The 24,473-nt window shown below is 62.8% G+C and carries 25 protein-coding genes and 1 tRNA gene; 10 read left to right on the forward strand and 16 right to left on the reverse strand.

The annotated features are described in order from the left end of the window. Window positions 1–104: 104 nt before the first annotated feature. From MESOP_RS09465 to MESOP_RS09490, 6 genes are read right to left on the reverse strand one after another with little or no spacing between them, the layout of a single operon-like run. Entirely contained in the window at window positions 105–1,358 is a 1,254-nt protein-coding gene (locus MESOP_RS09465; RefSeq protein WP_013893106.1) for an ABC transporter substrate-binding protein, read from the reverse strand. Window positions 1,359–1,416: 58 nt separating this feature from the next. Beyond that, window positions 1,417–2,928 (reverse strand): aldehyde dehydrogenase family protein, encoded by a 1,512-nt coding sequence (locus tag MESOP_RS09470; RefSeq protein ID WP_013893107.1) that lies wholly within the window; start codon window positions 2,926–2,928, stop codon window positions 1,417–1,419. Window positions 2,929–2,944: 16 nt separating this feature from the next. Further along, the gene (locus MESOP_RS09475; RefSeq protein WP_013893108.1) at window positions 2,945–3,721 is read right to left on the reverse strand and encodes an enoyl-CoA hydratase/isomerase family protein; all 777 of its coding nucleotides are present in this window, start codon (window positions 3,719–3,721) and stop codon (window positions 2,945–2,947) included. Beyond that, a complete protein-coding gene (locus tag MESOP_RS09480; RefSeq protein WP_013893109.1) occupies window positions 3,714–5,315 on the reverse strand; it encodes an acyl CoA:acetate/3-ketoacid CoA transferase in 1,602 nt (533 codons plus the stop codon). The genes MESOP_RS09475 and MESOP_RS09480 overlap by 8 nt, the downstream gene beginning before the upstream one ends. Further along, complete coding sequence (locus MESOP_RS09485) at window positions 5,312–6,328, reverse strand: Gfo/Idh/MocA family protein (protein ID WP_013893110.1); 1,017 nt, start codon at window positions 6,326–6,328, stop codon at window positions 5,312–5,314. Before MESOP_RS09485 ends, MESOP_RS09480 begins: the two co-directional genes overlap by 4 nt. After that, window positions 6,325–7,383 (reverse strand): LacI family DNA-binding transcriptional regulator, encoded by a 1,059-nt coding sequence (locus MESOP_RS09490; protein WP_013893111.1) that lies wholly within the window; start codon window positions 7,381–7,383, stop codon window positions 6,325–6,327. Before MESOP_RS09490 ends, MESOP_RS09485 begins: the two co-directional genes overlap by 4 nt. A 240-nt stretch (window positions 7,384–7,623) precedes the next feature. On the opposite strand from MESOP_RS09490, the gene MESOP_RS09495 reads away from it, so the two are divergent. Both MESOP_RS09495 and MESOP_RS09500 read left to right on the forward strand, forming a co-directional pair. After that, window positions 7,624–8,778, forward strand: coding sequence for a dihydrodipicolinate synthase family protein (locus MESOP_RS09495; RefSeq protein ID WP_013893112.1), 1,155 nt, complete (start codon window positions 7,624–7,626; stop codon window positions 8,776–8,778). Window positions 8,779–8,977: 199 nt separating this feature from the next. Further along, window positions 8,978–9,199 (forward strand): hypothetical protein, encoded by a 222-nt coding sequence (locus MESOP_RS09500; RefSeq protein WP_013893113.1) that lies wholly within the window; start codon window positions 8,978–8,980, stop codon window positions 9,197–9,199. 383 nt (window positions 9,200–9,582) lie between these two features. Here the strand turns inward: MESOP_RS09500 and MESOP_RS09505 are convergent, their stop codons facing one another. Together MESOP_RS09505 and MESOP_RS09510 are read right to left on the reverse strand one after the other, a co-directional pair. After that, a complete protein-coding gene (locus MESOP_RS09505) occupies window positions 9,583–9,792 on the reverse strand; it encodes a hypothetical protein (protein ID WP_013893114.1) in 210 nt (69 codons plus the stop codon). 217 nt (window positions 9,793–10,009) lie between these two features. Further along, the gene (locus tag MESOP_RS09510) at window positions 10,010–10,231 is read right to left on the reverse strand and encodes a hypothetical protein (RefSeq protein WP_013893115.1); all 222 of its coding nucleotides are present in this window, start codon (window positions 10,229–10,231) and stop codon (window positions 10,010–10,012) included. Window positions 10,232–10,638: 407 nt separating this feature from the next. On the opposite strand from MESOP_RS09510, the gene MESOP_RS09515 reads away from it, so the two are divergent. Together MESOP_RS09515 and MESOP_RS09520 are read left to right on the forward strand one after the other, a co-directional pair. Then, entirely contained in the window at window positions 10,639–10,938 is a 300-nt protein-coding gene (locus tag MESOP_RS09515) for a DUF1236 domain-containing protein (protein ID WP_013893116.1), read from the forward strand. A 79-nt stretch (window positions 10,939–11,017) separates the two neighbouring features. Further along, a complete protein-coding gene (locus tag MESOP_RS09520) occupies window positions 11,018–11,218 on the forward strand; it encodes a hypothetical protein (RefSeq protein ID WP_013893117.1) in 201 nt (66 codons plus the stop codon). A gap of 876 nt (window positions 11,219–12,094) precedes the next feature. Here MESOP_RS09520 and MESOP_RS09530 read toward each other — a convergent pair. Beyond that, window positions 12,095–12,169 (reverse strand) — tRNA-Val (locus tag MESOP_RS09530). A 105-nt stretch (window positions 12,170–12,274) separates the two neighbouring features. Then, window positions 12,275–12,637 (reverse strand): cell cycle two-component system response regulator CpdR, encoded by a 363-nt coding sequence (gene cpdR / locus MESOP_RS09535; RefSeq protein WP_006199474.1) that lies wholly within the window; start codon window positions 12,635–12,637, stop codon window positions 12,275–12,277. Between the two features lie 162 nt (window positions 12,638–12,799). Between cpdR and MESOP_RS09540 the strand changes: the two genes are divergently transcribed. Together MESOP_RS09540 and hisN are read left to right on the forward strand one after the other, a co-directional pair. Beyond that, a complete protein-coding gene (locus MESOP_RS09540; RefSeq protein WP_013893118.1) occupies window positions 12,800–13,741 on the forward strand; it encodes an N-formylglutamate amidohydrolase in 942 nt (313 codons plus the stop codon). A gap of 327 nt (window positions 13,742–14,068) precedes the next feature. After that, window positions 14,069–14,842 carry a histidinol-phosphatase gene (hisN, locus tag MESOP_RS09545; protein WP_013893119.1) on the forward strand — a complete coding sequence of 258 codons (774 nt, stop codon included), beginning with the start codon at window positions 14,069–14,071 and terminating at the stop codon, window positions 14,840–14,842. 30 nt (window positions 14,843–14,872) lie between these two features. Here the strand turns inward: hisN and MESOP_RS09550 are convergent, their stop codons facing one another. The 4 genes from MESOP_RS09550 to MESOP_RS09560 all read right to left on the reverse strand — a co-directional run bounded on the left by MESOP_RS09550 (window position 14,873) and on the right by MESOP_RS09560 (window position 17,366). Beyond that, entirely contained in the window at window positions 14,873–15,703 is an 831-nt protein-coding gene (locus MESOP_RS09550) for a helix-turn-helix transcriptional regulator (RefSeq protein ID WP_013893120.1), read from the reverse strand. Window positions 15,704–15,808: 105 nt separating this feature from the next. Then, window positions 15,809–16,060, reverse strand: coding sequence for a DUF1127 domain-containing protein (locus MESOP_RS09555; RefSeq protein ID WP_013893121.1), 252 nt, complete (start codon window positions 16,058–16,060; stop codon window positions 15,809–15,811). A 3-nt stretch (window positions 16,061–16,063) separates the two neighbouring features. Then, entirely contained in the window at window positions 16,064–16,219 is a 156-nt protein-coding gene (locus MESOP_RS35550) for a hypothetical protein (RefSeq protein WP_013893122.1), read from the reverse strand. 169 nt (window positions 16,220–16,388) lie between these two features. Continuing rightward, entirely contained in the window at window positions 16,389–17,366 is a 978-nt protein-coding gene (locus tag MESOP_RS09560) for an alpha/beta fold hydrolase (RefSeq protein ID WP_041164585.1), read from the reverse strand. A 481-nt stretch (window positions 17,367–17,847) separates the two neighbouring features. Between MESOP_RS09560 and MESOP_RS09565 the strand changes: the two genes are divergently transcribed. The 4 genes from MESOP_RS09565 (at window position 17,848) to MESOP_RS09580 (ending at window position 22,269) form a co-directional block, all read left to right on the forward strand. Further along, entirely contained in the window at window positions 17,848–18,315 is a 468-nt protein-coding gene (locus MESOP_RS09565; RefSeq protein WP_013893124.1) for an Hsp20 family protein, read from the forward strand. A gap of 311 nt (window positions 18,316–18,626) precedes the next feature. Then, window positions 18,627–19,112, forward strand: coding sequence for a Csu type fimbrial protein (locus MESOP_RS09570; RefSeq protein WP_013893125.1), 486 nt, complete (start codon window positions 18,627–18,629; stop codon window positions 19,110–19,112). Window positions 19,113–19,150: 38 nt separating this feature from the next. Continuing rightward, on the forward strand, window positions 19,151–19,882 hold the full coding sequence (locus MESOP_RS09575; protein WP_013893126.1) for a fimbrial biogenesis chaperone: 732 nt from the start codon (window positions 19,151–19,153) through the stop codon (window positions 19,880–19,882). 20 nt (window positions 19,883–19,902) lie between these two features. Then, window positions 19,903–22,269 carry a fimbria/pilus outer membrane usher protein gene (locus MESOP_RS09580; RefSeq protein ID WP_150111183.1) on the forward strand — a complete coding sequence of 789 codons (2,367 nt, stop codon included), beginning with the start codon at window positions 19,903–19,905 and terminating at the stop codon, window positions 22,267–22,269. Window positions 22,270–22,294: 25 nt separating this feature from the next. Here MESOP_RS09580 and MESOP_RS09585 read toward each other — a convergent pair whose 3' ends face one another. Beyond that, the gene (locus MESOP_RS09585; protein WP_083833227.1) at window positions 22,295–23,365 is read right to left on the reverse strand and encodes a spore coat protein U domain-containing protein; all 1,071 of its coding nucleotides are present in this window, start codon (window positions 23,363–23,365) and stop codon (window positions 22,295–22,297) included. 9 nt (window positions 23,366–23,374) lie between these two features. Next, entirely contained in the window at window positions 23,375–24,427 is a 1,053-nt protein-coding gene (locus tag MESOP_RS09590; RefSeq protein WP_013893129.1) for a threonine aldolase family protein, read from the reverse strand. Between the last annotated feature and the right edge of the window lie 46 nt (window positions 24,428–24,473).

Below are 24,473 nucleotides of genomic sequence, written 5' to 3' on the forward strand. Positions count from 1 at the left end.
CGGCCCGTGCATACGGGTCTTCGGTCGGCATGCTGTTGAGCCGGCCAATCGTTGAGATAAAACCTTCCCCGCCGAAGCGGGGAAGGTGTTTTCTGGCGTAGCGCCTACTTGGCGTCGTCGATCGCCTTGACCAGCTCGGTCACGGCTTCGTCCGAGGTCTTGATCTGACCATGGACGAACTTGGAGACGACGTCCTTGTAGGCATTGGCGACTGCCGGAGGCGCGCCGTAGCCCTGGGCCAGCGAACCGAACAGCGTGCCACCTTCATTGGCGGCCTTCAGGTCGGCGATGCCCTTCTTGCCGCAAGCGTCGAAGTCGGTGTCCGGAACGTCGGTACGGGCCGGAACGGAACCCTTGACGACGTTGAAGGCCGACTGGAAGCTCTTCGACAGGGTGGCGGTGGCCAGTGCGACCTGGGCGGCCTTGCGGTCGTCCGGAACGTTGAACATGCCGAACATGTCGGAGTTGTAGATCACCGAGCCGTCGGTGCCCGGGAAGCGATAGCACAGGAAGTCCGTGCCCGGGGTCTTCTTGGCGGCGTGGAACTCGCCCTTGGCCCAGTCGCCCATGACCTGCACCAGGGCATCGCCCTTGATGACCATGGCGGTGGCAAGGTTCCAGTCGCGGCCCGAGAAATTCGGGTCGACATAGGTGACGAGCTTGGCGAGGTTGTCGAACGACTTCTTCATCGTGTCGGACTTGAGCGACGCGTCGTCGAGGTCGTTGAAAGCCTTCTTGTAGAACTCAGGTCCGCCGGTCGACAGCACGACCGAGTCGAACATGGTGGCTTCCTGCCAGTTCTGGCCGCCGAGAGCGAGCGGGATCACGCCTGCCGCCTTGGCTTTGTCGAGCAGCGCAACGAAGTCGTCGAAAGTCTTCGGCTCGGCGCCGCCGATCTTGTCCATGACGGCCTTGTTGATCCACAGCCAGTTGACCGAGTGGACGTTGACTGGAGCCGCGACCCACTTGCCGTCATAGACAGAGAACTTCTGCAGGGCCGCCGGAACCGACTTGTCCCAGCCTTCCTTCTTCGCCGTCTCGGTCAGGTCGCCCATGACGCCGGCAGCGGCATAGTCGAGCACGGTGTAGCCGAGCATCTGCGAGGCGGTCGGATAATTGCCCGCCGCGACCATCGCCTTCAGCGCGGTCATTGCAGCGTCGCCGCCGCCACCGGCCACCGGCACGTCCTTCCAGGCATAGCCTTCCTTGGCCAGATCGCCCTTGAGGACGTTGAGGGCAGCCGCTTCGCCACCCGACGTCCACCAATGCAGCATCTGCACTTCCTTGACGTCCTCGGCATGGGCCGCGAAAGCGAGCCCCGATGCGAGAGCCGTTCCGATAAGCAGTTTGCGCAACATGTACTTCCTCCCTTGTTGCATTACACGACCGGTGGAAGCCCACCGGGTCCTTCCCAACTCAGCCGACCCACCATCCGGTGCGCCGGCCGCGATGAAACTGGATTGTCTTTTCCTCTGTATAATCCTCGACGGCGCGCTTGCCGAGTTCGCGTCCGAGACCGGACTGCTTGTAGCCCCCGAAAGGCAGCTCGGGATAACCTTCCATGAATGTGTTCACCCAAACCGTCCCCGAACGCACCCCACGCGCCACCGACATGCAAGTGTCGATGCTGGCGGTCCACACGCCGGCCGACAAACCATAGGGCGTGTTGTTGGCGATGTGCAACGCCTTTTCAATCGATTCAAAAGTCAGCACGGAAAGCACCGGACCGAACACTTCCTCACGCGCAATTGCCATGTCATCGGTGACGCCGCGGATGATGGTCGGGTCGAGGTATTGGCCGGCATTGGAGGCCAATTGCTTGCCGCCGCTGTAGATGCTGCTGCCGTCGCTTGCCGCTGCCGTAACGTAACCGGTCACCTTGGCCAGGTGGTCCGACGAGATCATCGCACCGACCTTGGTTCGGTCGTCGAGCGGATCGCCGACTGTCACCTTGGCCGCAAGTGCCTTTACGGCGGCCAGAAAATCCTCGGCGATCGCCTCGTGCACGATCAGCCGGCTGCCGGCATTGCAGCATTCACCGGCATTGAAGAAGCCGCCAAACACCGCCGCGTCGGCCGCGGCTTCGAGATCGGCATCGGGGAAGACGATCTGGCCGTTCTTGCCGCCGAGCTCCATCGAGACCTTCTTCAGCGACTGCGCGGCGGAAGCCATGGTCATCTTGCCGACGCGGGTGGAGCCGGTGAAGGACACCATCTCGACCAGGGGATGGCTGACCATCGGTGCGCCGACATCGCCGCCAAGGCCGGCGAGGATGTTGACGACGCCGGCAGGCAGGCCGGCCTCGATCAGGATGTCGCCGAGCACGAAGGTCGAGGCCGAGGTCATCTCGCTCGGCTTGACCACGGCCGTGCAGCCGGCGGCGAGCGCGAAGGGCAGTTTCTGGCTGACGATCAGGAACGGGAAATTCCACGGCGTGATGATAGAGACGACGCCGATCGGTTCGCGCAGCACGACGCCCAGCATGGCGTCGCCGAGATTGGCGTAGCTCTCGCCATGCAGCGTGCGGGCCAGCGATGCGGCATAGCGCCAGATGTCGACGGCACCGCCGATCTCGCCGCGGGCCTGGGCGATCGGCTTGCCGGATTCCAGCGCATCGAGACGGGCAATGTCTTTAAGCCGAGCTTCGATCAGGTCGGCCGCCTTGTGCAGGAGCGCGGCGCGTTCGGCCGCCTTCATGCGCGGCCAGGGACCGGTCTCGAACGCCCTGTGCGCGGCTTGCATCGCCGCTTCCACCTCGGCCTCGCCGGCCTGCGCGTAACGCGAAACCGTGAAGCCATGGCCGGGGCTGTTGCGTTCCAGCGTCCTGCCGTCGCGGGCATCGACATGTTTGCCATCGATCAGCAGCCGATAGGTCTTCGGCGCTGCGGAAGCCTCGGTGGGCATGGCGATGTTGAGAGGCGCGTTCATCGTGGGTCGTGAATCCTCAGGATCTTGAAAATGCCGGTTTCTGCCTGGCCTTGAAGCCGCCGACGCCGGCTTTGAGGTCGCCGGTCAGCGCAATGAAGCCGCTGGCCAGCGCTTCGGTCGCGGCGGCACTTTCCTCACCTTCGGCAATCGCGATCATCAGCTTGGCCGCTTCCGTCGCCAGCGGACCGCGCTCGGCGATCTTCTCGGCCCAGGCCTTGGCCTCGGCGAGTGCCTTGCCGGTTTCGACCACCCGGTCGACCACGCCCAGGGCCAACGCTTCAGGAGCAAGGAGAACCTCGCCGCCCAACGCCATGCGACGCACCGTCTGCGCGCCGAAGCGCCGCACGGCGCGCTGCGTACCGGACCAGCCGGGCACGACGCCGATGGAGGTTTCGGGGAAGCCCAATTTCACCTGTGTTTCCGCGACCCGGAAATCGCAGGCCGCCGCCAGTTCCAGCCCGCCGCCCAGCGCGTGGCCCGACAGCACGGCGATGGTCGGTTGCCGCAGCCGCGCCAGCCGGTCGAAGACGCGGTGGCCGTAGCGCACCCATTGCACCTGGAAATCGGCGGCGCCCATCTGGGCCCACGCCTCGACATCGCCACCGGCACAGAAGCCCTTGCCTTCGCCGCGGATGAGCACGACGCGAACGTCGTCGGCCGCCTCCGCTTCATCGAGCACTGTTTCGAGCGCGCGAAGCATCGGAATATCCAGCGCGTTGAATTTCTCCGGGCGGCGCAAGGTGACGATGCCGATGGCGCCGTCCTGCTCGAAGGTGACGAGGCGTTCAGCCATGCGCGCCTCCGAGCGAGGCGCCGCCATTGAGCGACAGGCCGATCGGCTGGTTGTGATAGAGTGCTGACGGCGTCACCTTCAGGTCGTTGGCGACACCGAGCGCGATCTCCGACTGCCCCAGCACGTCGCGCTCGAGATCGATGCCCGGCGCCAGTTCCGTCACCATCAACCCGTCAGGCGTCAGCTTCATCACGCAGCGCTCGGTGACATAGGTGATGTCCTGTCCTTGCGCGACCGCGCGCTTGCCGGAGAAGGAGATGTGCTCGACTTCGTTGACCACCTTCTTGACCTTGCCCTCAGCGTCGATGCGGATGCCGCCCTCGGCCAATGACAGTTTTGCCCCGGCATTGAAGAAGCCCGAGAAAACAATCTTTTTTGCGCGTGCGGTGATGTCGACGAAACCGCCGGCGCCGGCGGTGACGTGCGGCCGCGCCGACAGTTTCGAGACGTTGACCGAGCCATGGCGGTCGATCTGCAGGAAGGAGAGCAGCGAAGCGTCGAAGCCGCCGGCCTGGAAATAGATGAACTGGTGCGGCGAGGGCATGAAGGCGTCGGCATTCGATGAGCAGCCGAATTTGAAGTCGAGCAGCGGCACGCCGCCGACCGCGCCCTGCTCGATCACCCAGGTGACCTTGCCGTGCTGGCCTTCTTCCAGAAGGATGCGCGGAACGTTGGCGGAGATGCCGAAACCGATGTTGACGGCCATGCCGTCGCGCAACTCCATGGCGACGCGGCGGGCGATCACCTTCTGGACGTTCATCTCGGCGTTGCGGAAGGTCGACAACGGCCGGAAGATCTCGCCTGATATGGCCGGGTCGTAATGCGTCAGCGTCGTCTGCAACTGGTCGGGCGCGACGACGATGTGATCGACCAGCACGCCCGGCACGCGCACGTCATGCGGCTTGAGCGTGCCGTTTTCGACGACGCGCTTGACCTGCGCGATGACGACACCGCCATTGTTGCGGGCGGCGAGTGCCTGTTCGAGGCCGCCGAGATAGGCGCCCTCGTGTTCATAGGTGAGGTTGCCGCGCTCATCCGCCGTGGTGGCGCGGATGATCGAGACGTGGGGCACGATCGAGCGGAAATACAGCCATTCCTCGCCATCGAACTGCTGCACCGAGACGATCGGTTCGCTGGCCGCCGCGTTCATGGCACAGCCCTGATGGCGCGGGTCGGCGAAGGTGTCGAGCCCGACCTTGGTCAGCACGCCCGGCCGCTTGGCGGCGGCTTCGCGGTGCATGTCGAACAGGATGCCGGACGGCACGTTGTAGGCGGCGACCGAATTGTCACCGATCATCTTCCAGATCCGCGGCGGTTCGGAAGAGGAGGGACCGGATGGATAGGAGCCGCACAAGGTGCGCTTCAAAAGGCCAGGCTTTGCCAGATGGTCGATGCCCTTGATGCCATACATGTCGCCCGCGGCGATCGGGTGCAGCGTGGTGATATCTTTCGGGTGGCCTTCCCCGTCGAAGCGCTCACCGATGGCGGCGAGCACGGCGTCCGGGCAACCGAGGCCACTCGACGAGGACACGGACACCGTCATCCCATCCTTGATCAGACCGGCTGCCTGCGCCGCTGAAACGACCTTGCTCACTTCGTGCTCCCGAGTTTCGGGTCGATCTCGACGGCCTTGCCGGAGCTGGCCGATTGCAATGCCGCCTCGGCCGAGGCGAGCGACCAGATGCCGTCCTCGCCGGTGGCGGCAGGCTGGCCGTCGCCGTGGATCGCGGCATGGAACCGCCGCACGGACCTGACGTAGAGATCCTCGTGGTCGAAGCTCAACTCCTCCTCGCCGCCTGCCGTGCGCAGCATCACGGTGCCGACCGGCTTCTGCGTCATCACATTGCTGGCGATCAGCGAACCTTCCGAGCCATGCACCTCGAAGCCGGTGCCGGCATAGCTGGTGGTGAAACCTTCATGCGACTGCGCGATGAGGCCGGACTTGAAGCGCCAGATGCACATGGCGCCATCCTCCAGCCCGCTGCCGGCCATGCCGGCGGACTGTGTGAAAGCCGAAACCTCGACGGGATCGTCGCCGAGCACGAAGCGCAGCGTGTCGGCATCGTGCACTGTGATGTCGAGCACCACGCCGCCGCCCGCCTCGGGCCTGGCGATGCGCCAGCCCTGCAGGTTTTCGGGCAGGTAGACGGCGTGGAAGACACGCGCCGCGATCGGCCTGCCGATGCGGCCGGCGGCGACGGCCTCGCGCATGGCACGATGCGCGCCGGCGTTGCGCAGGTGGTGGTTGGTGCCGAGCACGACGCCGGCCGCCCTGGCGGCAGCGACCATCGTGCGCGCATCGGCACTCGTCAGTGCCAGCGGCTTTTCGCACAGCACGTGCTTGCCCGCCCTGATCGCGGCGAGCGCCTGTTCCAGGTGCAATTCGTTGGTGGTCGAGATGTAGACGGCGTCGATATCCTCGGCGAGCAGCTCGTCAAGCGTCGAGACCGCAAGCGCAATGTTGTTTTCCACGGCATAGGCTTGGGCCCGCTCCGGGCTGGAACTCATCACCGCCGCGATCTTGCCATCGGCCTGCACGCGGATGGCGTTGACCATGAATTGCCTGGCGATCGTGCTGGCGCCGATCAGTCCCCATTTGAGGCTCATGCGGCGCCTCCCGTTCCCGACCACCTGTTTCTGGCGCGGCGGTCTGGACCGCAGCTTTCCCTGACCACGAGATTGACCGCCCCGATATGATCCTCGGCACGTGTGGTGCGCGACTGGATCATCTTGATCATGACATGGGCGGCGCGTTCGCCGAGGCCGGCGCTGTCCACTGCGACGCTGGTCAGCGCAGGCATGTAGTGTTCGGCTTCCGTCACATCGTCAAAGCCGACGACGGCGAAATCCGGTCCCGGCTCAAGTCCACGCTTGCGCAGCGCCAGCATGGCGCCAAAGGCGACCGCATCGTTAAAACACAGGGCCGCACTCGGCGGTTCAGCCATTGCAAGCGCGGTTTCCAGGCAAGCGATGCCACCCCGACGGCTTGTCTCACCTTCGATGACGAGCATGTCACGCGTATCTATCCCGAGCGTCTCGCAGGCCTCGCGAAAGCCGCCCAGCCGGTCATGATAGACCACGAGGTCTGACGAGCCGCCGAAGAAGGCCAACCGGCGATGTCCCTTGCCGATGAGATGGGCGGCGGCGAGATAGGCACCGCGATGATTGTCGGGAGCAATCACCGGAATGCGGCTCTCAGGCAGCCGGCGCATGGCGAAGGCAATCGGAACGCCGGCCATTTCCAGCCGCCGGAATGCCCCCGGGGTCGTGCCGCGCGCCGGCGACACGATGAGCCCGGCGACGCCCTGTTCCATCAGCGATTTCAGCACTTCTTCCTGACGCACCGGGTTTTCCGCCGTATTGGCGATGAAAGGCACGATGCCGGCGGACTGGAAGACGCGCTCCATGCCGACCGCCAGTTCGGCGAAGAACGGATTGGTGAGGTCGTTGATGACCATGCCGATGACGTTGGAGTGGGCCTTGCGCAGATTGGCGGCGCCGCGGTTGTAGACATAGCCGACGTCCTCGATCGCCTTGCGCACCTTGACCGCGGTCTCGGGGCGGATCAGCCCGCTGCCCTGGAGTACGAGCGACACCGTCGATTTGGACACGCCCGCCTCGCGGGCGATGTCGAAGATCGTCGCCTTGGCCCGGCTGGCCATCCTGATGCCTCCTCCCCAATTTCTGTCAATTCTATTGGAACGTTCTAATCACTGCTCCAATCGGGAGTCAATCGGGAATTTTTGGATTCCCGAATATCGATAATCCGACGCCGTAGGCCCTGTAATTGCAGAGCTATCGTGCTGCGTTGCAGCAATCCGAGGGAGGTGAATCTCGAATCTTAAAGGTTCTTGATTTATTGGAACGTTCCATTTAATAGGCGCGATTACAGGGAGAGATCGATGGACATAGCCTTGCCTGGTGAGGGTGGCCGCAGCAGCCCCTATGCGCTTGTCGGCCAGCCGGTGCGGCCGATGATCGGCGCGCGGTTTTCGCGCATTGCCTATGCGGCGGCGCATGTCGTTGCCGATCCACTCGGGATGACCGATCCATGGTCGCGGCCGGCGGTCGACTGGGAGCGGACGATGGCGTTCCGCCATCATCTGTGGCGGCTCGGCTTCCGTATCGCCGAGGCGATGGACACCTCGCAGCGCGGGATGGGTTTCGACTGGGCAAATGCGCAGGAATTGATCCGCCGCTCGATCGCCGAAGCGCGGACCGTCGAAGGCGCCGACCTCGCTTCGGGCGCCGGCACCGATCATCTGGCGCCGGCGGCGGCCCGGACACCAGACGATGTGATCGCCGCCTATGAAGAGCAGTTCGCTTTCATCGAAGGCCAAGGCGGCAAGGTGATCATGATGGCGAGCCGGGCACTGGCGGCTGTCGCAGAGGGCCCGGAAGATTATGCGCGCGTCTACGACCGCCTTTTGAGCCAGACGTCCGGCAAGGTGATCCTGCACTGGCTGGGCGACATGTTCGACCCGGCCTTGAAAGGCTATTGGGGCAGCAGCGATTTCGAGACAGCGCTCGATACTGTGGTCGCCATCATCGAGCGTCATGCCGGCAAGGTCGAAGGCATAAAAATCTCGCTGCTCGATGCCGGCAAGGAAGTCGCGCTGCGCAACCGGCTGCCTGATGGGGTCGTGATGTTCACCGGCGACGACTTCAATTACCCCGAACTGATCGCCGGAGACGGCCATGGTCATTCGCACGCGCTGCTCGGCATTTTCGACGCCATCGCACCGGTCGCCAATGCCGCCCTGGCGAAACTCGCCGAGGGCGACCGCGCCGGGTATGACGCGCTGATGGCGCCGACGGTGCCGCTGTCGCGAAAGATCTTCGAGGCACCGACCGAGTACTACAAGGCCGGCATCGTCTTCATGGCCTGGCTGAACGGCCATCAAGACCATTTCACGATGGTCGGCGGCATGCAGTCGGCGCGTGGCATCCGCCACTATGCCGATATCTTTCGCCTTGCCGACCAGGCAGGCCTGCTGGCCGATCCCGACCTGGCCGTATCCAGGATGAAGAGCCTGTGCGCGGTCGCGGGTTTCTGAGCCCAGCGGGATCGACCAGAAGTATCCCCGCATGGGGTGATTTGTGATCTCGGCGATCGGAGCCGCTGCGTGGGGCCGCCCCGACGTGGCGTGTACCGTTTTAATACAATCCCCAATTGGTAGACTCGCGCGGCGCACCGGCAGTTAATTCCTCCGTCAGGCCAAAAGGAGGGAAAAGGCCGCGGATCGGGAGGAAACGATGTCTGTGCGAAAAGAAGACTATCGAACCAACAAAGCCGACTATGTAATTGCCGCGACGTATGGCCGAATGGCCGCGGATGATGATGAGCGCGACGAGCCCATGGCAAAGGAGAAGTTCCTGCAGCTAAGAGACCGGCGCTTCGCCAAATTGGCCGCAAATCCAGCGGAAAGTTCGCCGGGGCCGAAAGCCAGGCCGCGTGGTTACGGCCACTCGTTCTAGCGAGTTGAACGCATGGTGAGTTGAAACGCATGGAAAAGCCCCGCCGACCGGGAGTCAGGCGGGGCTGTCTGGACAGGTTTTTGGGATGTCCAACGATCCTTCAAAGCGCTGTCTCATCCCGGCCAACGGCTACTACGAGCGGACGGTATCGCTCGCCGACAAGAAGTGAGATCCTGGGCACTTCTCCAGCCATGCGCCGTTTTCAATGACCACGCTGGGATGATCGAGCCGATCGCACTCCTACAAGAACGTCGTCAAAGGCTTCTAGCAAGACGTCGGCAGATATCAGGCAGGACGCGTTCTTTGCCATGTTCCCGCGCTTGTAACGCAGTACATTCAGGCGTAGTTGGCGCACTCTTGATCCTTCTTGGCGACTGCCATTGTTAGCGCCCCAACGGCTGTTTCGAAAGCGAGGCGAGTTCGTCCTCGTCGACCACACCCGCCATGTAGTTTGCTATAATGCGGGATGCGATTGCGTCGCGTGCATCGGCCAACTGGCCATCAAGCTTGAGCCTATCAAAGACCCGCCCGAGGAGAGCTATCTCTGAAGCGTCAAAAATACCTACCTCAGTCGCCTTCCGTCGAATCGGCATGATCTTCCTCCCGAAATTCCTGCAGTGAAGCGTGCCGCAAATCTTCCTTTCCGCGCAAGTGCTTAATGCGGTCGACGATGCCGGGCTGACCCATTGTGTTGCCGGCCGCTTCATGACCTTCGGCGCCGGCCCCACGTGCTTGGATCCGCTTCCACAGTCGGTCTCGGATGGCGCCGCTCGTTGAGCAATGCCCCTACGGCGGGCGCAGTTGTTGCCTTCATATTCCGTGGGTCAGTACAACGTAGATAGCGGGGACTAACATCAACCAGCCGCCCATTCCTAGAACCACCCAAAGAGCAGTGCGCTCGGTTCGTCTGACAAGATCGGCAATATTTTCCTCGTCGGTCAAGGAGACAGCGTCCAGCAATACAGGCTGATCATTGTCATTCGCAGGGTCGTTCGCGTTGCCACCTTCATTCGATTTCTGGATCAATGTCATTGTCCTTTGCTCACCAGATAATAGAGGACCCGCCAGCTGCCCTAAGCGGCTCGCGGGTCCTGTCAGCACAGGAAGGGACGTAGCTGTGCCGATCCACGACATGTCAGCCAAGAGCTATGCCGATCACCAGAAAGGTGACGGCCGTCGCGAAAACCGGTGCGAGCAACCACCGCGCTTGGCCAACACTCCTATCCATCTGCTTTCTCCGATTTGGAGAGGCAACTACGCCGGACGTATGCCGTTCCGACCAGTCCCGAGAGGCAAGACCATTGCGTTTTGCGGCCGGACTTTGGTCCTATCCTGTTTCAGCCTGAAGCCCGGCAGCGGAACGTTTGGCCGGACGAGGTGTTCGGACGGCTGGCGCGCAGCCGGTCGTGCTGTCGCCCGGACTATAAGAGGAGAAAACCATGAGAATGCACCTTACCAGCAGCGCTGCGGCGCTACTGCTTTTAGCCGGCGTCGGCGCAGTTGCGGCACAGGACGTTGTCATCACGCCGGAGCAGGACACCGTCGTGCGCGAATACGTGAAGAAGCAGCCACTTGCTTCCGTGAAGGTTCCTGGTGTGGAACTGAACGTCGGAACGGCTCTGCCGGACACGGTTGAACTTCATGAGATCCCCAACGTCAAATACCGCTACGTGATGGTCGACAACCACACGGTTCTGGTGGACCCAGGCACCCGCAAGATTGTCAAAGTCTACGACTGAACTTCGAACTACCACTCCCGCCGCCACCCCATGGCGGCGGGCAGTGCATGTCGGTCGCCACTCAACCGGACAAGTGAAGATGATGAACCTTGAAGTCGAAACATCTCAAGCCCTCGAGGCGCGCTTGGTTGATCTCCAGGCGAGAGTGCGGGCAGCTCGCATAACCGAGACCGAAATAAGAACCTTCCAAAAGGTCGCAGCGATCATGGATGACGGGCGCGGGCAGATTGCTGGCGACGATCTGATCGCAGCATCGTTCGTTGTCGAACCGGAGACCTGAATAGGTAGCGCACTAGCGGCGGCGCCCTGTCCTTCAGCAAGCGGGCAGCTGTTATACATAGCCTTGCGACGCCCGGCTTCGACCCAACAATTCCCTTTGCCATTGCTTTCCAAGGAGCCTGCAATGGAAAGCGCAAATTCAAATGGGACGCCGGCGCGCGTTGAAGTGGTCGAGGCCTGCCGGAATGATTCATGCGCATAGTGGCCGACGACCATGAACTTAGCCGTTCATTCGATTTGGAATCGTTCGCCACCGGCCTTTGCCGAAGGCCAGCGGATACGGGTGGGGCTTGCCGAGTTCAGGCGCCGTAGGCACGCGTCCAAGCCCCGAAAAAAGCCCGCCACTGAGGAAGCAGTGACGGGCCTTTCCCGTGTTCTGCTTGGTGAGGGAACCCAAGCGGCTTCCAAACTCCAATCTCGAAAACAAGTTCCTTGATCGGCCAAAAATTGCCGTTGCAGTGATCCGCTCCGCATCTGGAGCTCCGTTGAACTTTACCGAGGAAGTACGGTTTCAAACAAAATGAGCCCGCACCGCCGGGTTGGGACGATGCGGGCCGACCAAGAGTGAATTCTCCTGGCCGCAGCGGAGGGGGTTGCTGCACTACTGAAACTGAGCGCCTGTATATTAGGTTCCACTTAAGGAAAAAGAGATCCTTGTCCCATTTACAACCTCCCAGTGTGTGGGTCCGCACCACGGGCGGCACGGTGCGGATCCGGCCGAAGGTTGCCTTTCTCGGCCAGCGCACATCGCGCTGCTGGCCATGCAACCAGCCTTGCTCGCAGGCATCGATTTGGGAAGCGGCCGGCGCGCTCGGCGTGTCGGCCAACACGGTCGATAAGCCACGTCGTCAGGGAGTTGGCTAAGTCTTTGAAAGGATGGTGGGCGTGACAGGGATTGAACCTGTGACCCCTGCAATGTCAATGCAGTGCTCTCCCGCTGAGCTACACGCCCATCCGAAGCCGCGCATACACCATTTTTGATCCAGCGCGTCAATAGCAGGAAAAAGGAAAGAAGGCGTCGTCTCGCCGCAGCGGCGATGCCTTGGCCGAAGGCGGCTCAGGCCGCCTGCAGCATCTTCTCGACCTCATTGACGAGATCGCGCAGGTGGAAGGGCTTCGACAGCACCTTGGCGTCTTTCGGCGCCTTGGAATCCGGGTTCAGCGCAACGGCGGCGAAACCGGTGATGAACATGACCTTGAGGTCGGGATCGATCTCGGTGGCGCGCCGTGCCAGTTCGATGCCGTCCATCTCCGGCATGACGATGTCCGTCAACAGCAGCGAGAACGGTTCCTCGCGCAGGCGCTCATAGGCGCTGGCGCCATTGTCGAAATCGCTGACCTGATAACCAGCGCGCTCCAGCGCCTTGACGAGGAACCGACGCATATCGTCGTCGTCTTCCGCCAGAAGAATGCGTGCCATGATGTCCCGTCCGAATCACCCGCCCGAGACTGCCGTGGGGCAGGCCCGTTAACCATCCTGTATATGAGGAGGTGAGGGTAAACATCAAGTGAACGAGGACGAGGAAGACCCACATTTGGTAAGCGGTGAGGCCGCCGAAATGCTGGACATGCGGCCGGCAAGGTGGCAGTTTCATATCATGATGCACTGGTGCTTTCGGGTTCGTTCAAATTGAAGACGGCAGCCGAGGATTTTTCGGTCGTTTCACCCTTCGAAATCCGATCGGGCGCCGAACAGCGCGTTCCCTTCCTCTTCAACTCACCACACAGCGGCCGCTACTATCCCGAACGCTTCCTTGCCATGGCAAGGCTCGACCGCAACGCCATCCGCCGTTCGGAGGATTGCTACGTCGATGAGCTGTTCGGGGGCGCGGTGGCGCTGGGCGCGCCGATGCTGGCGGCAAATTTCCCGCGCGCCTATCTCGACGTCAATCGCGAGCCCTGGGAACTCGACCCGCGCATGTTCGCCGAGCCGGTGCCGTCCTTCTGCAACATCCGCTCGGCGCGGGTGGCGGGCGGGCTCGGCACGGTACCCAAGCTGGTTGGCGAGGGGCTCGACATCTATTCCGGCCGCTTGCCGCTCGCAGAAGCGGTCGCCCGCATCGAGGCCGTCTACAAGCCCTATCACGAAACACTGAAGCGGCTTTTGACGAGAACCCATGCCCGTTTCGGCTTTGCGGTGCTGATCGATTGCCATTCGATGCCGGCGAGCATCCGTGTCGGCGACAACGGCCTGAGGCCGGACTTCATCATCGGCGACCGTTTCGGCATCTCGGCCACCGCTGCCCTGACCGAAACCGCGATCGGCCTGCTCTGCGCCATGGGCTACACCGTCGCCCACAACAAGCCTTATGCAGGCGGCTTCATCACCGAGCACTATGGCCGCCCGGCGCGTCATCTGCATGCACTGCAGATCGAGGTCAATCGCGGGCTCTACATGAACGAGCGGACATTCGAGAAGGCGGCCGGCTTTGATGCGCTGGCGGATGATTTGACGCGATTTTCGGCCGATCTGATGGCGATGCCCGACCATCATTTCATCGACCTGCCGCTGGCCGCGGAGTGAGATCGCGCACCGGATGGGCAGCTCAGGATTTGCGGCGTAAAAAAAGACCGCATCGTTTTCACGATACGGTCGAAGTCTAGGGAGGAAACGCCCAAGGAGGGCATGGACAGGAGAACCTGTCCGAGATTGAGGGTATTGTGCGCTGCACAAATGTCAAGCGACGTTCAGGCTTTTTTAATTCAGAGTGATGTGGAAACTGCCTTTCGATGACGCTGGCGTGACATTCCGGCAACAGTCGCGGCAGCGGATAAATCGATGGACGGGCTTGTTTTAGCAGGAAAGTGGCGGCAGAGCCCTATTCGGGCATGCCGTATGCGGGAGAATCAGTTGGACATCAGCATCGATTTCATGCGCCGCATCGCGCAGGCGGCAGCGGCGGAGACCTTGCCGCGCTTCCGTGCCCAAGGGGCTGTCGCCAACAAGGAAAAGGGCAGTTTCGATCCGGTCACCGAAGCCGATCGCGAGACCGAGCGCGCCATCCGGGCGCTGATCTCGGCCGAGTATCCCGACCATGGCATCCTTGGCGAGGAGCATGGCAGCGAAAATATCTCCAGCAGGCATGTCTGGGTGATCGATCCGATCGACGGCACGCGCGCCTTCATCTCAGGCCTGCCGGTATGGGGGACGCTGGTCGGGCTGACGGTCGACGGGGACGCGGTCGCCGGCATGATGGCGCAACCCTTCACCGGCGAGCTGTTCTATGCCAATGCATCCGGCTCGCACTATGAGGGGCCGGGAGGGCCGCGCAAGCTTTCGACCCGCAAGACGACGAAGCTTTCCGAGGCAACCCTGTTCACCACCACACCGGCGCTGTTCAAAGGCGAGGCGCGCAATCGCTATGACGCCTTCGAGAGGCAGATCCAGCTCGCCCGGTACGGCGCCGATTGCTACGCCTTCGCCATGATCGCCTCCGGAAGCGTCGACATTGTCGCCGATCCCGGATTGCAGCCCTACGACATCGTGGCGCTGATCCCGATCATCGAGAAGGCGGGCGGTGTCGTCACCACCTTCGACGGCGGACCGGCGGAAAAGGGCGGCGATGTGCTGGCGGCGGCAACGCCGGAGCTTCACGCGGCCGCCATGGCTGCCCTGCGCGGCTGATATTTCGGCGCCTTCTTTGACGCGATTCAATCAGCGCGACCCGATCGAGCGCTGGAATTCCGCTGGGGTGCGCCCGTAGACCTGTCTGAACGTCGAGCTGAAATGGCTGTGGCTGGAGAAGCCAAGATCCATGCCCAGCGTGGTCAGATTGTCGTAGCGGCCGAGCAGGTCGAGCGCGCGCGCCAGCCGCAGGCGCAGGTGATAGCGATAGAGCGGCATCGCCTCGACCTGCTGGAAGACTTGCGTCAGGTAGACCGGCGAGACGCCGACGTCGGCGGCAATCTCGGCCAGCCTCCAGCGCCGCGACAGGTCCGAGGACAGGACGAGCTTGGCGCGGTCGACCAATTTCTGCCGTCCAGGGCTGGCGCCCGCGACATGCGAGGTGTGTTCGCCGAGCGAGCGCCGCACCAGCGTCAAGGCGAGCGTCTCGGCTTCCAAGGGCTCGGCGACATTGCGGCTGAGGCTATGGCGCAGCAACGCCACCAGAGCCTGCGCGCGCGGGTCGATGCGCCGGCGCTGGCGGCGGAACGCTAGGCGGTCGCCGGCGCGCAACTGCCCCTTCGGCGCCAGTTCCCGCAATTGGCCTTCCTCCACCACAAGGTCGAGACAGGCATCGCCACCTTCGACGGGATGGCTGACCTGATAGGCCTCAGCCGCGTTGAAGAACAGCAGCTGATTGGCCTCAGCGACGACGTCGTTGCGCCCGACATGGCGCACGAAGACTCCGCGATAGGGAAACACCAGATGCGTGGCCGCGCTGCACTCTTCGTCGCTCCGGTGCCGGCATTCGCCGCTGCAGACGATGTCGCGCACCCTGACTGTGCCGGTGTCCAGGAGCGGCTGTACCGTGAATTGCGACATGGCCGTTGCTTTCATTCCTCGTACCCGAAAATGATTCCGGAATTACGAAGGCACTCTACGCAATCGGCCAGTCCGATCCTGTCAGGAGACTTCCCGGACGGTGCGTCAATCCCACAAGCGGCGGCTGAATTCGCAATAGGCATCGCCGCGCGACAGGCCGATGTCCTTGAGCTGTTCGTCGGTCATTTCGAGCAAGGCAAGGCGGCTTCGGCGTTTCTCCATCTGGCGACCGACCCATCGGGCTGCCACATGGCATCGGGCGTGCAAGGACTGCAGCATGGTCGTGGTGCGGAGGGTCGTTGCACGTGCCGGGACATGGCCGGCCAAGCGCTGCGCTATTGAATGATCGGGGCGCATGGCTCAATCCTCACCGGCGCCGGCCGCCGAAGCGCCGGCTTCGTTGAGTGCCTGGGCGCATTCCTCGCAGCAGACCTCGACGGTCTTGCCGCCGACTTTGACGCGGATCGGATTGGCGTCCAGCTGGCAATCGCAGGCGGCGCAGGTTTTGTCGGTCATGATCTCATCTCCTCGGCATTCAATTCGACGCGAGCAGATGAGCATTCCGGTACGGGCGCGGACTGTCAGAATCTTTAGCATTTTTGAGTGCTGCGGGCGCCCACGCCCCATCTTCCTGACAACGGGGTGTCAGCTATGCCGGCCGATCCGTGAAGGGCTTTGGCGCCAGTCAGGCCGTCGGGTCGTCGGAGCCGGGAACGAAGGCATCGAAGGCGGCGAGGAATTGTTCGCGGTAGAGGTCGGCCTCCTGCAGGATTTCGTGCTTGGCGCCGTCGATCATCAGCATCGAGCCGAGCCTCAGACTTCTGGCGTATGCTTCCACCGCCCTGGTCGAGACGACCTGGTCGGCGCCGGCGGCGATGATCAGCAGGGGAACCTGGATCCTGGCCATGAAGTCGGGATCGCTGATCGCTTCCGAAGCCTTTGCCGCCGCCTGCAGCCAACGGATCGTCGGGCCGCCGAGGGCCAGTTGCGGATACCCTTCATAGATGCGGGTGTTGCGACGATAGCGCTGTGGATCCGACGTCACCTTGTTGGCTTCGAAAGGCAGCGTGTCTCTCGGCAGTGGGCCCCAGGCGGCATAGAGCCTGCCAAGGCCCAAAGCGCAGAAAAACGAACAGACGCGGCGAACGGTGCTTATCGAGACCGGCAGGTCGGGCAGCGTCAGGAACGGCGCGATCAGCACCATGCGCCGCACGCGGTTGACCATCGACGGCGCCGCAAGCAGCGTGATCACCGCGCCGGCGGAATGAGCCAGGATGTAGTAGGGTCCACGGCAGTCGGGCAGCACGATCTCCTCGAAGAACTGCTCGAGGTCGGCCGTATAATCGCGGAAGGACCTGACATAACCGCGCTGGCGATCGCCGATCAGCCGGTCGGAACCGCCCTGGCCGCGCCAGTCGAGCGTGGCGACGCCAAGTCCCCGGGCGGCAAGATCGCGGATGGTTTCGAAATATTTCTCGATGCACTCGTTGCGGCCTGGCAGCAGCACCACGGTGCCTCTCATCGGGCGCGCGACCGCTCCGAACAGGCCATAGCGGATCTTCTTGCGATCGCGCGCGGTGAAAAAGCCGCCGGCGGCGTTCTCCGGCCGCGGATTGCCCTCAGTCTCATGGAAAAGGGAGGTGTCTTGGAGGATGTCCGTCATACGGCGCTTTGTGCTCGGCGTCTTCACGTGCCAGCCTGTCGGGACCGGCCTCTCAAGGTGATAGACGTCAATACATCAAAAGCAAAGGAATTCCAGGTAACGGGGGACGCAGCACAGGGAAGGCCGGAAGCGGCATTGAGCGCGTTTCCGGCCTTCTGTCGATCCGGGAGGAAGGGACGTTAACACCCGGTTCGGCCTCGTTGCGGCCCCTCTGCAAATTCGGCGCCGCCAATCCTTGATCTTGAGAGCCACTTTAGCGGCAGCTGTCTGAACGCGCGCCGAAGCGCCGGTTCATCTGCCGTTCATCACGGCAGGCCGCGCTGCTTTTTTTGCCGTCCGGCCAAATCTTGAAATGCCTTCGAACGCTCCCCAAATGTGGTTTGCGGTCGCCAATGTCGGGGCCGCTGGTCTAGCCGAAACGCCGCTCGCGGGTTTCGCACCGACCATACGCAAACCATGTTGCTCAACAGGAGAACACCTCATGCGTCACGTTGATTTTTCCCCGCTTTATCGTTCGACCGTCGGCTTCGACCGTCTCTTCACCATGCTCGATTCGCTTGCGCAGCCTGATGGCGCGCAGACCTATCCGCCTTATAATATCGAGCGCACCGGCGAGGATTCCTACCGGATTTCGATGGCGGTCGCCGGTTTCTCGGATGAGGAAATCTCGATCGAAGCCCATCGCAACGTGCTGACCGTGAAGGGTGAGCGCAAGGACGAGGGCACCGGCGAAGGTTCCGAACTGCTCTATCGTGGTATTGCCTCGAGGGCTTTCGAGCGCCGCTTCCAGCTTGCCGATCACGTTGAAGTCGTCGGCGCCGCGCTGAAGAACGGCCTGCTCTTCGTCGACCTCAAGCGCAACATCCCCGAGGAACTGAAGCCGCGCAAGATCGCGATCACCTCGGCTCCGGCCAAGGCCAAGCAGATCGAGGCCAAAACCGCCGCCTAACCAGACGGCTTGCTAACGCGTAAAGTTAAAGTCTCCTCCCGAGACGGAAGCGGCGCCGAAAGGCGTCGCTTTTTTGTGCGTTTGCTGGGGGGTGTGAAAAGGGGGCTTTGCCCTGACGCTGCTCGAATCCGGCAGCGGGATACCTCTTTTTGCCCTCGGGAGGGGCCGAGCATGAATTGGTTTAGCTTTCTCTAAATAAGTAATATCTTGTTAAGCAACATCGAACATATTTTGGCGAGGCTCAATCACGGGCACATGCTCCCAATCCCGCCTCGTCTTCTCCTGGGACCATCGAAAAAGGACCTCGCCGGATGTGGCGGAAAACAGCAGCGTGCCTGGCGATCCTGGCAATTACCGGCGGCGAGGCGCGCGCCACGACAACAACCGCTTCCATGGCCGTGCAGATGACGATCACCGCGTCCTGCACCATCAACAGCGCGTCAACCCTGAACTTCGGCTCGTCCGGCGTCATTGCGGCCAATGTCGACCAGACGTCCACGGTCCAGGTTCAGTGCACGAACACGACTCCATACAATGTTGGCCTGGACGCGGGCACCGGATCGGGCGCGACCGTCGCCGCCCGCAAGATGACCAATGGTGCCGCCACGATTACCTATTCTCTCTATAGCGACAGCGGCAGAACGACCGTCTGGGGCAACACCATCGGGACAAATGCGGTTTCGGCGACCGGTTCCGGCGCCGCGCAAAACTTTACCGTCTATGGACGCGTGCCGGCGCAATCAACGCCTGCGCCAGCTGTCTATACAGACACCGTGACCGTCACGGTAACCTACTGAAGTCGGCCTCATTGACGGTCGACGCCATGGGGGTGGCAATGAATTGGGCAAGGCTGGCTTCGGCCCTGGCGGGGGCATTGCTGTTCGGCGCTGTGCAGGTCCGCGCGGAGTCGCTTCAAGTGCAGCCCGCTCTGGTCGATGTCGTCGCGCCGAGCGCGGCGTCGACCATTACGCTGCGCAATGAGGGGACAACGCCGACCAACGTGCAGATTCGTGTTTTTCGCTGGTCGCAGGTCAATGGCGAAGAATCCCTTCAGCCCACGGATGATGTGGTTGCCTCGCCTCCTGCCGTCACGCTCCTGCCGGGTACCGACTATGTTGCCCGCATCGTGCGAGTGGTCAAGCGACCGGTTGCGACCGAGGAGGCCTATCGCCTGCTCGTCGACGAGCTTCCAGACGCCAGTCGGGCCAAGACAGGCACGGTGAGGCTGCTGGTTCGCCACTCGATCCCAGTCTTCTTCGGTTCGCAGGCAAGAACGCCACCCAGCTTGGACTGGACGATATCGAGACAGGACGGCCGTTTGATCGTTTCAGCCCATAACAGGGGCGGTACCCGCTTGCGCATCTCCGCACTCTCGCTACGCGACGTCAGCGGGCACAAGATTTCATTCGGCCGGGGTTTGGTCGGCTATGCGCTCGGTCAGTCGACCATGCGGTGGGCGGCACCGGCCAGCGGGCGCAAATTCGCCACCAAGGGATCGGTCTCGATCTCGGGCCAAGGCAATGATGGCCCGATCAATGCCGTGGCGCCGGTTGTCGCCGCGCCGTGAATGCGGCTTGGCTCCTGACATTGTCGATATTGGTTGCGACGCTGATACAGTCCAATCGAGCGGACGGAGCAGCGCAGCAGCTTCAGCTCGAAGTCTTCATCAACGGCGCCGCCACCAACCAGATCGCGGCATTCGAGTCTTTCGACGGCCGGCATCTCGGCGCCGCTCCCGACGAACTGCACGCTTTGGGACTGGATCTCGGGAAGCAAGCCCGACCTCGGGAGGCCATCGTCATGCTCGACACCGTGCGGGGGCTGGGCTACCGCTACGAAGAGCGGGAGCAACGCATTTTTCTGACGATCAATGATGGCCTGCGCGGCATGATATCCTATGACGCCGCGCCCGGCCGGGAGGCTTCCCCTGACGTTCGAGCGGGGTTCGGCGGGGTTCTCAACTACAATTTGTTCGCGGCATCGCGGCAGGAGCCCGACGCCAGTGGCTTCGCCTTCAGCGGCGCTTCCACCACCCTCGATGCACGGGCCTTTTCGCCGGTCGGCACCTTCGGCCAATCGGCGATCCTGCGGCTGGAGGACAATGGCCGCGCCGATGCATTGAGGCTCGATACCGCCTACACTTATTCCGACCCGGCAACGCTAACCACGTACCAAGCTGGCGATGCGATTTCCGGCGGGTTCGCCTGGACCAGGCCGATCCGCATCGGCGGGCTTCAGGCGCGCCGCGACTTCGGCCTTCGCACCGATCTGATCACCCAGCCGCTTGTATCAGCGAGCGGCAGCGCGGCGGTGCCGTCGACGGTCGACGTCTATGTCAACGAGTTGAAGACCTATTCGCACCCCGTCGACACCGGACCGTTCCAGATCACCGACATCCCCGTCACCACCGGAGGTGGGCAGGCGGTTATCGTCTTGCGCGATGCGGCCGGCCGTGAAACGCGCACGAGCGTGCCATTCTACGCCTCGCCTAACCTACTGAGGCCGGGGCTCTTCGACTTCTCGCTGGAGGCAGGCCTGCCGAGGTTGGGATACGCGACGACATCCGACGCCTATGCCGTCAACCAGCCAGTCCTGTCGGCAAGCCTGAGAAAGGGCATCTTCGACTGGCTGACGCTCGAAGCCCACGCGGAGGCCAGCAGCGGCCTGCTCAATGGCGGTCTCGGCATGGTGACGCGCACCGGTTCGCTCGGCGTTGCTTCCTTCGCGGTGGCCGGCAGCCATGGCGCGGCGGGCGGCGGGCTGCAGTCCTATGCCTCCTATGAGATCAGAATAGGGACCCTCAGTGTAAACGCCAGTTCGCAAATGACGTTCGGGTCCTATGACGATCTCGCCTCGGTGAGCGACCGTCTTCAAGACGGCGGAACGTCCGGCCACGCCTTCTTCAGGCTGCTGTCCTTCGACCCCATGGCCGTGGGTGCGTCGACCCGATCCAGGCCGCCGAAGATGGTCAACAGCATTTCCTTCGGAACGCCGCTGCCCTTCGACAGTGGCAGCATTAGCGCAAGCTACATCGATCTGACGCCGGCCTGCGGTGAAGGTTCCAGGATACTCACCGCTTCCTATTCGCGGGCGCTGCCATTCGGCTATCTCAACGCGACCGCCTTCGCCGCCCTTGGCGGGCGACGGAATGCCGGCCTCTTCGCCGGCCTGTCGATCCCGATCGGCGGCAATGTAATGGCTTCGACGGCCATCTCAGCCGACAAGCACGGTGTCGATGTGATTGCCGATGTGAGCAAACCGCTCGGCGAGGACCCGGGCAGCCTTGGCTGGCGGACGAGCTTCAGTCAGGACGGGTCCGCCGAGGGCTCCGCGGCAGTCTCCTATCGCTCCTCCCATGGGCATGCCGAGGCCGGCGTCGGCCGTTCAATCTCGGGCACAGCGGCGACAGCCCAGTTCGAGGGGGCAATCGCAACGATGGGTTCCGGCATTTTCCTGACAGACCGAATCGACGACAGTTTCGCCGTTGTCGAGACGGGTTTGCCGGGTGTCGGCGTGCTTTTCGAGAACCGGCCGGCCGGCGTCACCGACGCGAAAGGAAGGCTTCTGGTGCCGAGCCTGCGCTCCTATCAGCGCAACAAGATCGCCATCGACACGACCAATCTGCCCGTCGACGCCGACGTCACGACCACGCAGGATATCATCGCGCCAGCCGACCGGGCTGGCGTGCGGGTCGATTTCCGAGTTCGCACCGACGTCAGCGCCGCGGTCCTCGTCTTGTCAGGGCCGGACGGACAGCCGCTCGAGGTCGGGTCGCACGGCACGATCAACGGCACGCAGGACTTCGTCATCGGCTACGACGGACGCGCTTATGTGAAAGCACTGGCGCGAAGCAACACTGTCGTTTCCCAGACCGCCAAGGGTTCGTGCCGCGCATCATTCGGCTACATGACAAAAGCAAACGAGCAAGTGGTCATCCCGGTTGTCTGCCGCTGATCCCGGATCGGCTGTCTGTGGGTCATCAGTACGTAACCGTCACGACGATCGTGTCGGTGTAGGCTCCGGGCGCGGGCGTCGTCTGCGCGGGCGCGCGGGCGTATACGGTGTATGGTTGATCGAGCCCGGTGCCGGTGCTGCTAGCGGTGTTAATGCCGATCGTGTTTCCCCAGACACTGGCCCTGCCGCTGTCGCTGTAGAGCGAATAGGTCACGGTCTTTGCGCCGCTCGTCATCTTGCGGCTGGCAACCGTGGCACCGGAGCCGGCCCCGGCGCTCAGTCCGATATTGTACGGCGTCGTGTCGGTACAGCGAACGGTGACCGAACCGGTCGAATCGACATTGGATGCCAGCACTCCGACGGAGCCAAAGTTCACGTTGGTGGCCGAGACGTTGCAGTTCGCGTTGATTGTCGCGGTCCAGGTCGAGCCGCTGGACGTGGCTTGCCGGCTGCCTGTCGGACACGCCGAGGCGGTCTTGTAATCATAGCTGGCAGCCGGTGCGGTGGTCATGGTCCAGACATACGATCCGGGTCCAGCGGCGGTCTGGTTGGAGAATACTCTGCCGTAAACGGTCAACGCAGTGCCGGCGCTGCCCGAGGAACCCAAAGCAAGATCGTAGGTCGCCCCAATGGGATAGAGCCCGTAACTGGTCGTGGCCAGACCCCAGGACCCCCAGATCGTCGTTCGCGACGCGTCGCTGTAGAGCTCGTGGACCAATCGCTCGGACCCGGAAGCCAGCCGGCGGTTGCCGGCCGCGTTGGTCTGGCCAGGTGAAAGTTCGACGCAAAGGCGCACGGTCTGGTTGGCTGTCCCGGTGCAGTTGATCGAGAAGGTTGCCGTCGTGTCGTCAACGGCTCCGCTCAGAATGTCCAACACGCCGTACGATCCGTTGGCGGCCGTGACGGAGCAGCTCTGGGACCAAGCCCCTTGCAGGCTGCAAGCGAGGATCATTGTGACTAGCGCTGCTCGCAACTGAATTGTCCAGCGAAGCCAATGGTATCGCGAACGACGTATGAACCTTGATCCGCTGCCTTCCACCTTGGTCCGCTTATCAAGGTCCGAGGCCAATTCAAAAACGGGGCGTGTCGCAGCCATTTTGCCCGCTTATCCGGCCAAGAACTGGCCAAAGCGATCGACTTCCTCGGTCGTCGTGGCAAAGCTGGTGACGAAGCGGTAGAGCAACTCGTCCTCGCCGATATGGCCGTCGAAACCATGCGGCTTGTGCCAGTCGTAGAAGGCGGCGCCCGCCGTCTGCAGCCTGTCGGCTTCTGTCTTCTTGATTACTGCGAACACCTCGTTGGCCTGCGGCAGCCAGGCGAGCTTCGCCGTTTCCGAATCCTCGATCGCCGCCGCGAGGCGCGCGGCCATGGCGTTGGCGTGCCGGGCCGTGTCGAGCCACAGCCCGTCCTTGAAATAGGCCTCGAATTGCGCCGCCACGAAGCGCGATTTCGAAAACAGTTGAGCCGCGCGCTTGCGCAGAAAGGCCAATTCCCTGGCGCGGTCGAGGTCGAACAGCACGATCGCCTCCGCGCACCAGCAGCCGTTCTTGGTGCCACCGAAGGACAGGATGTCGACGCCGCGTTTCCAGGTCATTTCGGCCGGCGTCGTGTCGAGCGCGGCCAGCGCGTTGGCAAAGCGGGCGCCATCCATGTGCAACGGCACGGAATGTTGCTTGGCGATGGCCGCGATCGTCTCGATCTCTTGCAGGCCGTAAATGGTGCCGACCTCGGTCGACTGGGTGATCGAAACGGCCATCGGCCGGCCCCAATGGACGATCTCTGGCGCGAAGCGGCCGATGGTCCGTTCCAGATTGTGCGGGTCGATCTTGCCGAGGGGGCCGTCGACGGCATGAAGCCGCGAGCCGCCGGAAAAATATTCCGGCGCGCCGCATTCGTCTTCGATGACATGCGATTCGCGGTGGGCGAAGGAAATGCCGCCGGGCTTGTTGTAGGTGGTCAGCGACAGCGAGTTGGCGGCGGTGCCGGTTGCGACGAAGAACACCGCGACTTCGCGTTCGAAAATCTCGCTGAAGCTGGCGTAGACCGTCTGGTCGAGCGCGCCGTCACCATAGGCGGTGGAAAAGCCGCCGGCCGCGGCCGACAGGCCGGCGACGATATTGGGATGGGCGCCTGCCCAATTGTCGGAAGCGAAGAACATGTATCTGCCTGTGCTGGGGAAATCAGCGCGAAGTTGACCGGTTTCG

The organism is Mesorhizobium opportunistum WSM2075 (genome assembly GCF_000176035.2).
GTDB lineage: Bacteria > Pseudomonadota > Alphaproteobacteria > Rhizobiales > Rhizobiaceae > Mesorhizobium > Mesorhizobium opportunistum.

Coding starts and splice junctions, on each gene's coding strand:
- MESOP_RS09465 (WP_013893106.1), bottom strand. CDS start 1,358: ATGTTGCGCAAACTGCTTATCGGAACGGCTCTCGCATCGGGGCTCGCT.
- MESOP_RS09470 (WP_013893107.1), bottom strand. CDS start 2,928: ATGAACGCGCCTCTCAACATCGCCATGCCCACCGAGGCTTCCGCAGCG.
- MESOP_RS09475 (WP_013893108.1), bottom strand. CDS start 3,721: ATGGCTGAACGCCTCGTCACCTTCGAGCAGGACGGCGCCATCGGCATC.
- MESOP_RS09485 (WP_013893110.1), bottom strand. CDS start 6,328: ATGAGCCTCAAATGGGGACTGATCGGCGCCAGCACGATCGCCAGGCAA.
- MESOP_RS09490 (WP_013893111.1), bottom strand. CDS start 7,383: ATGGCCAGCCGGGCCAAGGCGACGATCTTCGACATCGCCCGCGAGGCG.
- MESOP_RS09495 (WP_013893112.1), top strand. CDS start 7,624: ATGGACATAGCCTTGCCTGGTGAGGGTGGCCGCAGCAGCCCCTATGCG.
- MESOP_RS09500 (WP_013893113.1), top strand. CDS start 8,978: ATGTCTGTGCGAAAAGAAGACTATCGAACCAACAAAGCCGACTATGTA.
- MESOP_RS09505 (WP_013893114.1), bottom strand. CDS start 9,792: ATGCCGATTCGACGGAAGGCGACTGAGGTAGGTATTTTTGACGCTTCA.
- MESOP_RS09510 (WP_013893115.1), bottom strand. CDS start 10,231: ATGACATTGATCCAGAAATCGAATGAAGGTGGCAACGCGAACGACCCT.
- MESOP_RS09515 (WP_013893116.1), top strand. CDS start 10,639: ATGAGAATGCACCTTACCAGCAGCGCTGCGGCGCTACTGCTTTTAGCC.
- MESOP_RS09520 (WP_013893117.1), top strand. CDS start 11,018: ATGATGAACCTTGAAGTCGAAACATCTCAAGCCCTCGAGGCGCGCTTG.
- cpdR (WP_006199474.1), bottom strand. CDS start 12,637: ATGGCACGCATTCTTCTGGCGGAAGACGACGACGATATGCGTCGGTTC.
- MESOP_RS09550 (WP_013893120.1), bottom strand. CDS start 15,703: ATGTCGCAATTCACGGTACAGCCGCTCCTGGACACCGGCACAGTCAGG.
- MESOP_RS09555 (WP_013893121.1), bottom strand. CDS start 16,060: ATGCGCCCCGATCATTCAATAGCGCAGCGCTTGGCCGGCCATGTCCCG.
- MESOP_RS35550 (WP_013893122.1), bottom strand. CDS start 16,219: ATGACCGACAAAACCTGCGCCGCCTGCGATTGCCAGCTGGACGCCAAT.
- MESOP_RS09560 (WP_041164585.1), bottom strand. CDS start 17,366: ATGACGGACATCCTCCAAGACACCTCCCTTTTCCATGAGACTGAGGGC.
- MESOP_RS09565 (WP_013893124.1), top strand. CDS start 17,848: ATGCGTCACGTTGATTTTTCCCCGCTTTATCGTTCGACCGTCGGCTTC.
- MESOP_RS09570 (WP_013893125.1), top strand. CDS start 18,627: ATGTGGCGGAAAACAGCAGCGTGCCTGGCGATCCTGGCAATTACCGGC.
- MESOP_RS09575 (WP_013893126.1), top strand. CDS start 19,151: ATGAATTGGGCAAGGCTGGCTTCGGCCCTGGCGGGGGCATTGCTGTTC.
- MESOP_RS09585 (WP_083833227.1), bottom strand. CDS start 23,365: ATGGCTGCGACACGCCCCGTTTTTGAATTGGCCTCGGACCTTGATAAG.
- MESOP_RS09590 (WP_013893129.1), bottom strand. CDS start 24,427: ATGTTCTTCGCTTCCGACAATTGGGCAGGCGCCCATCCCAATATCGTC.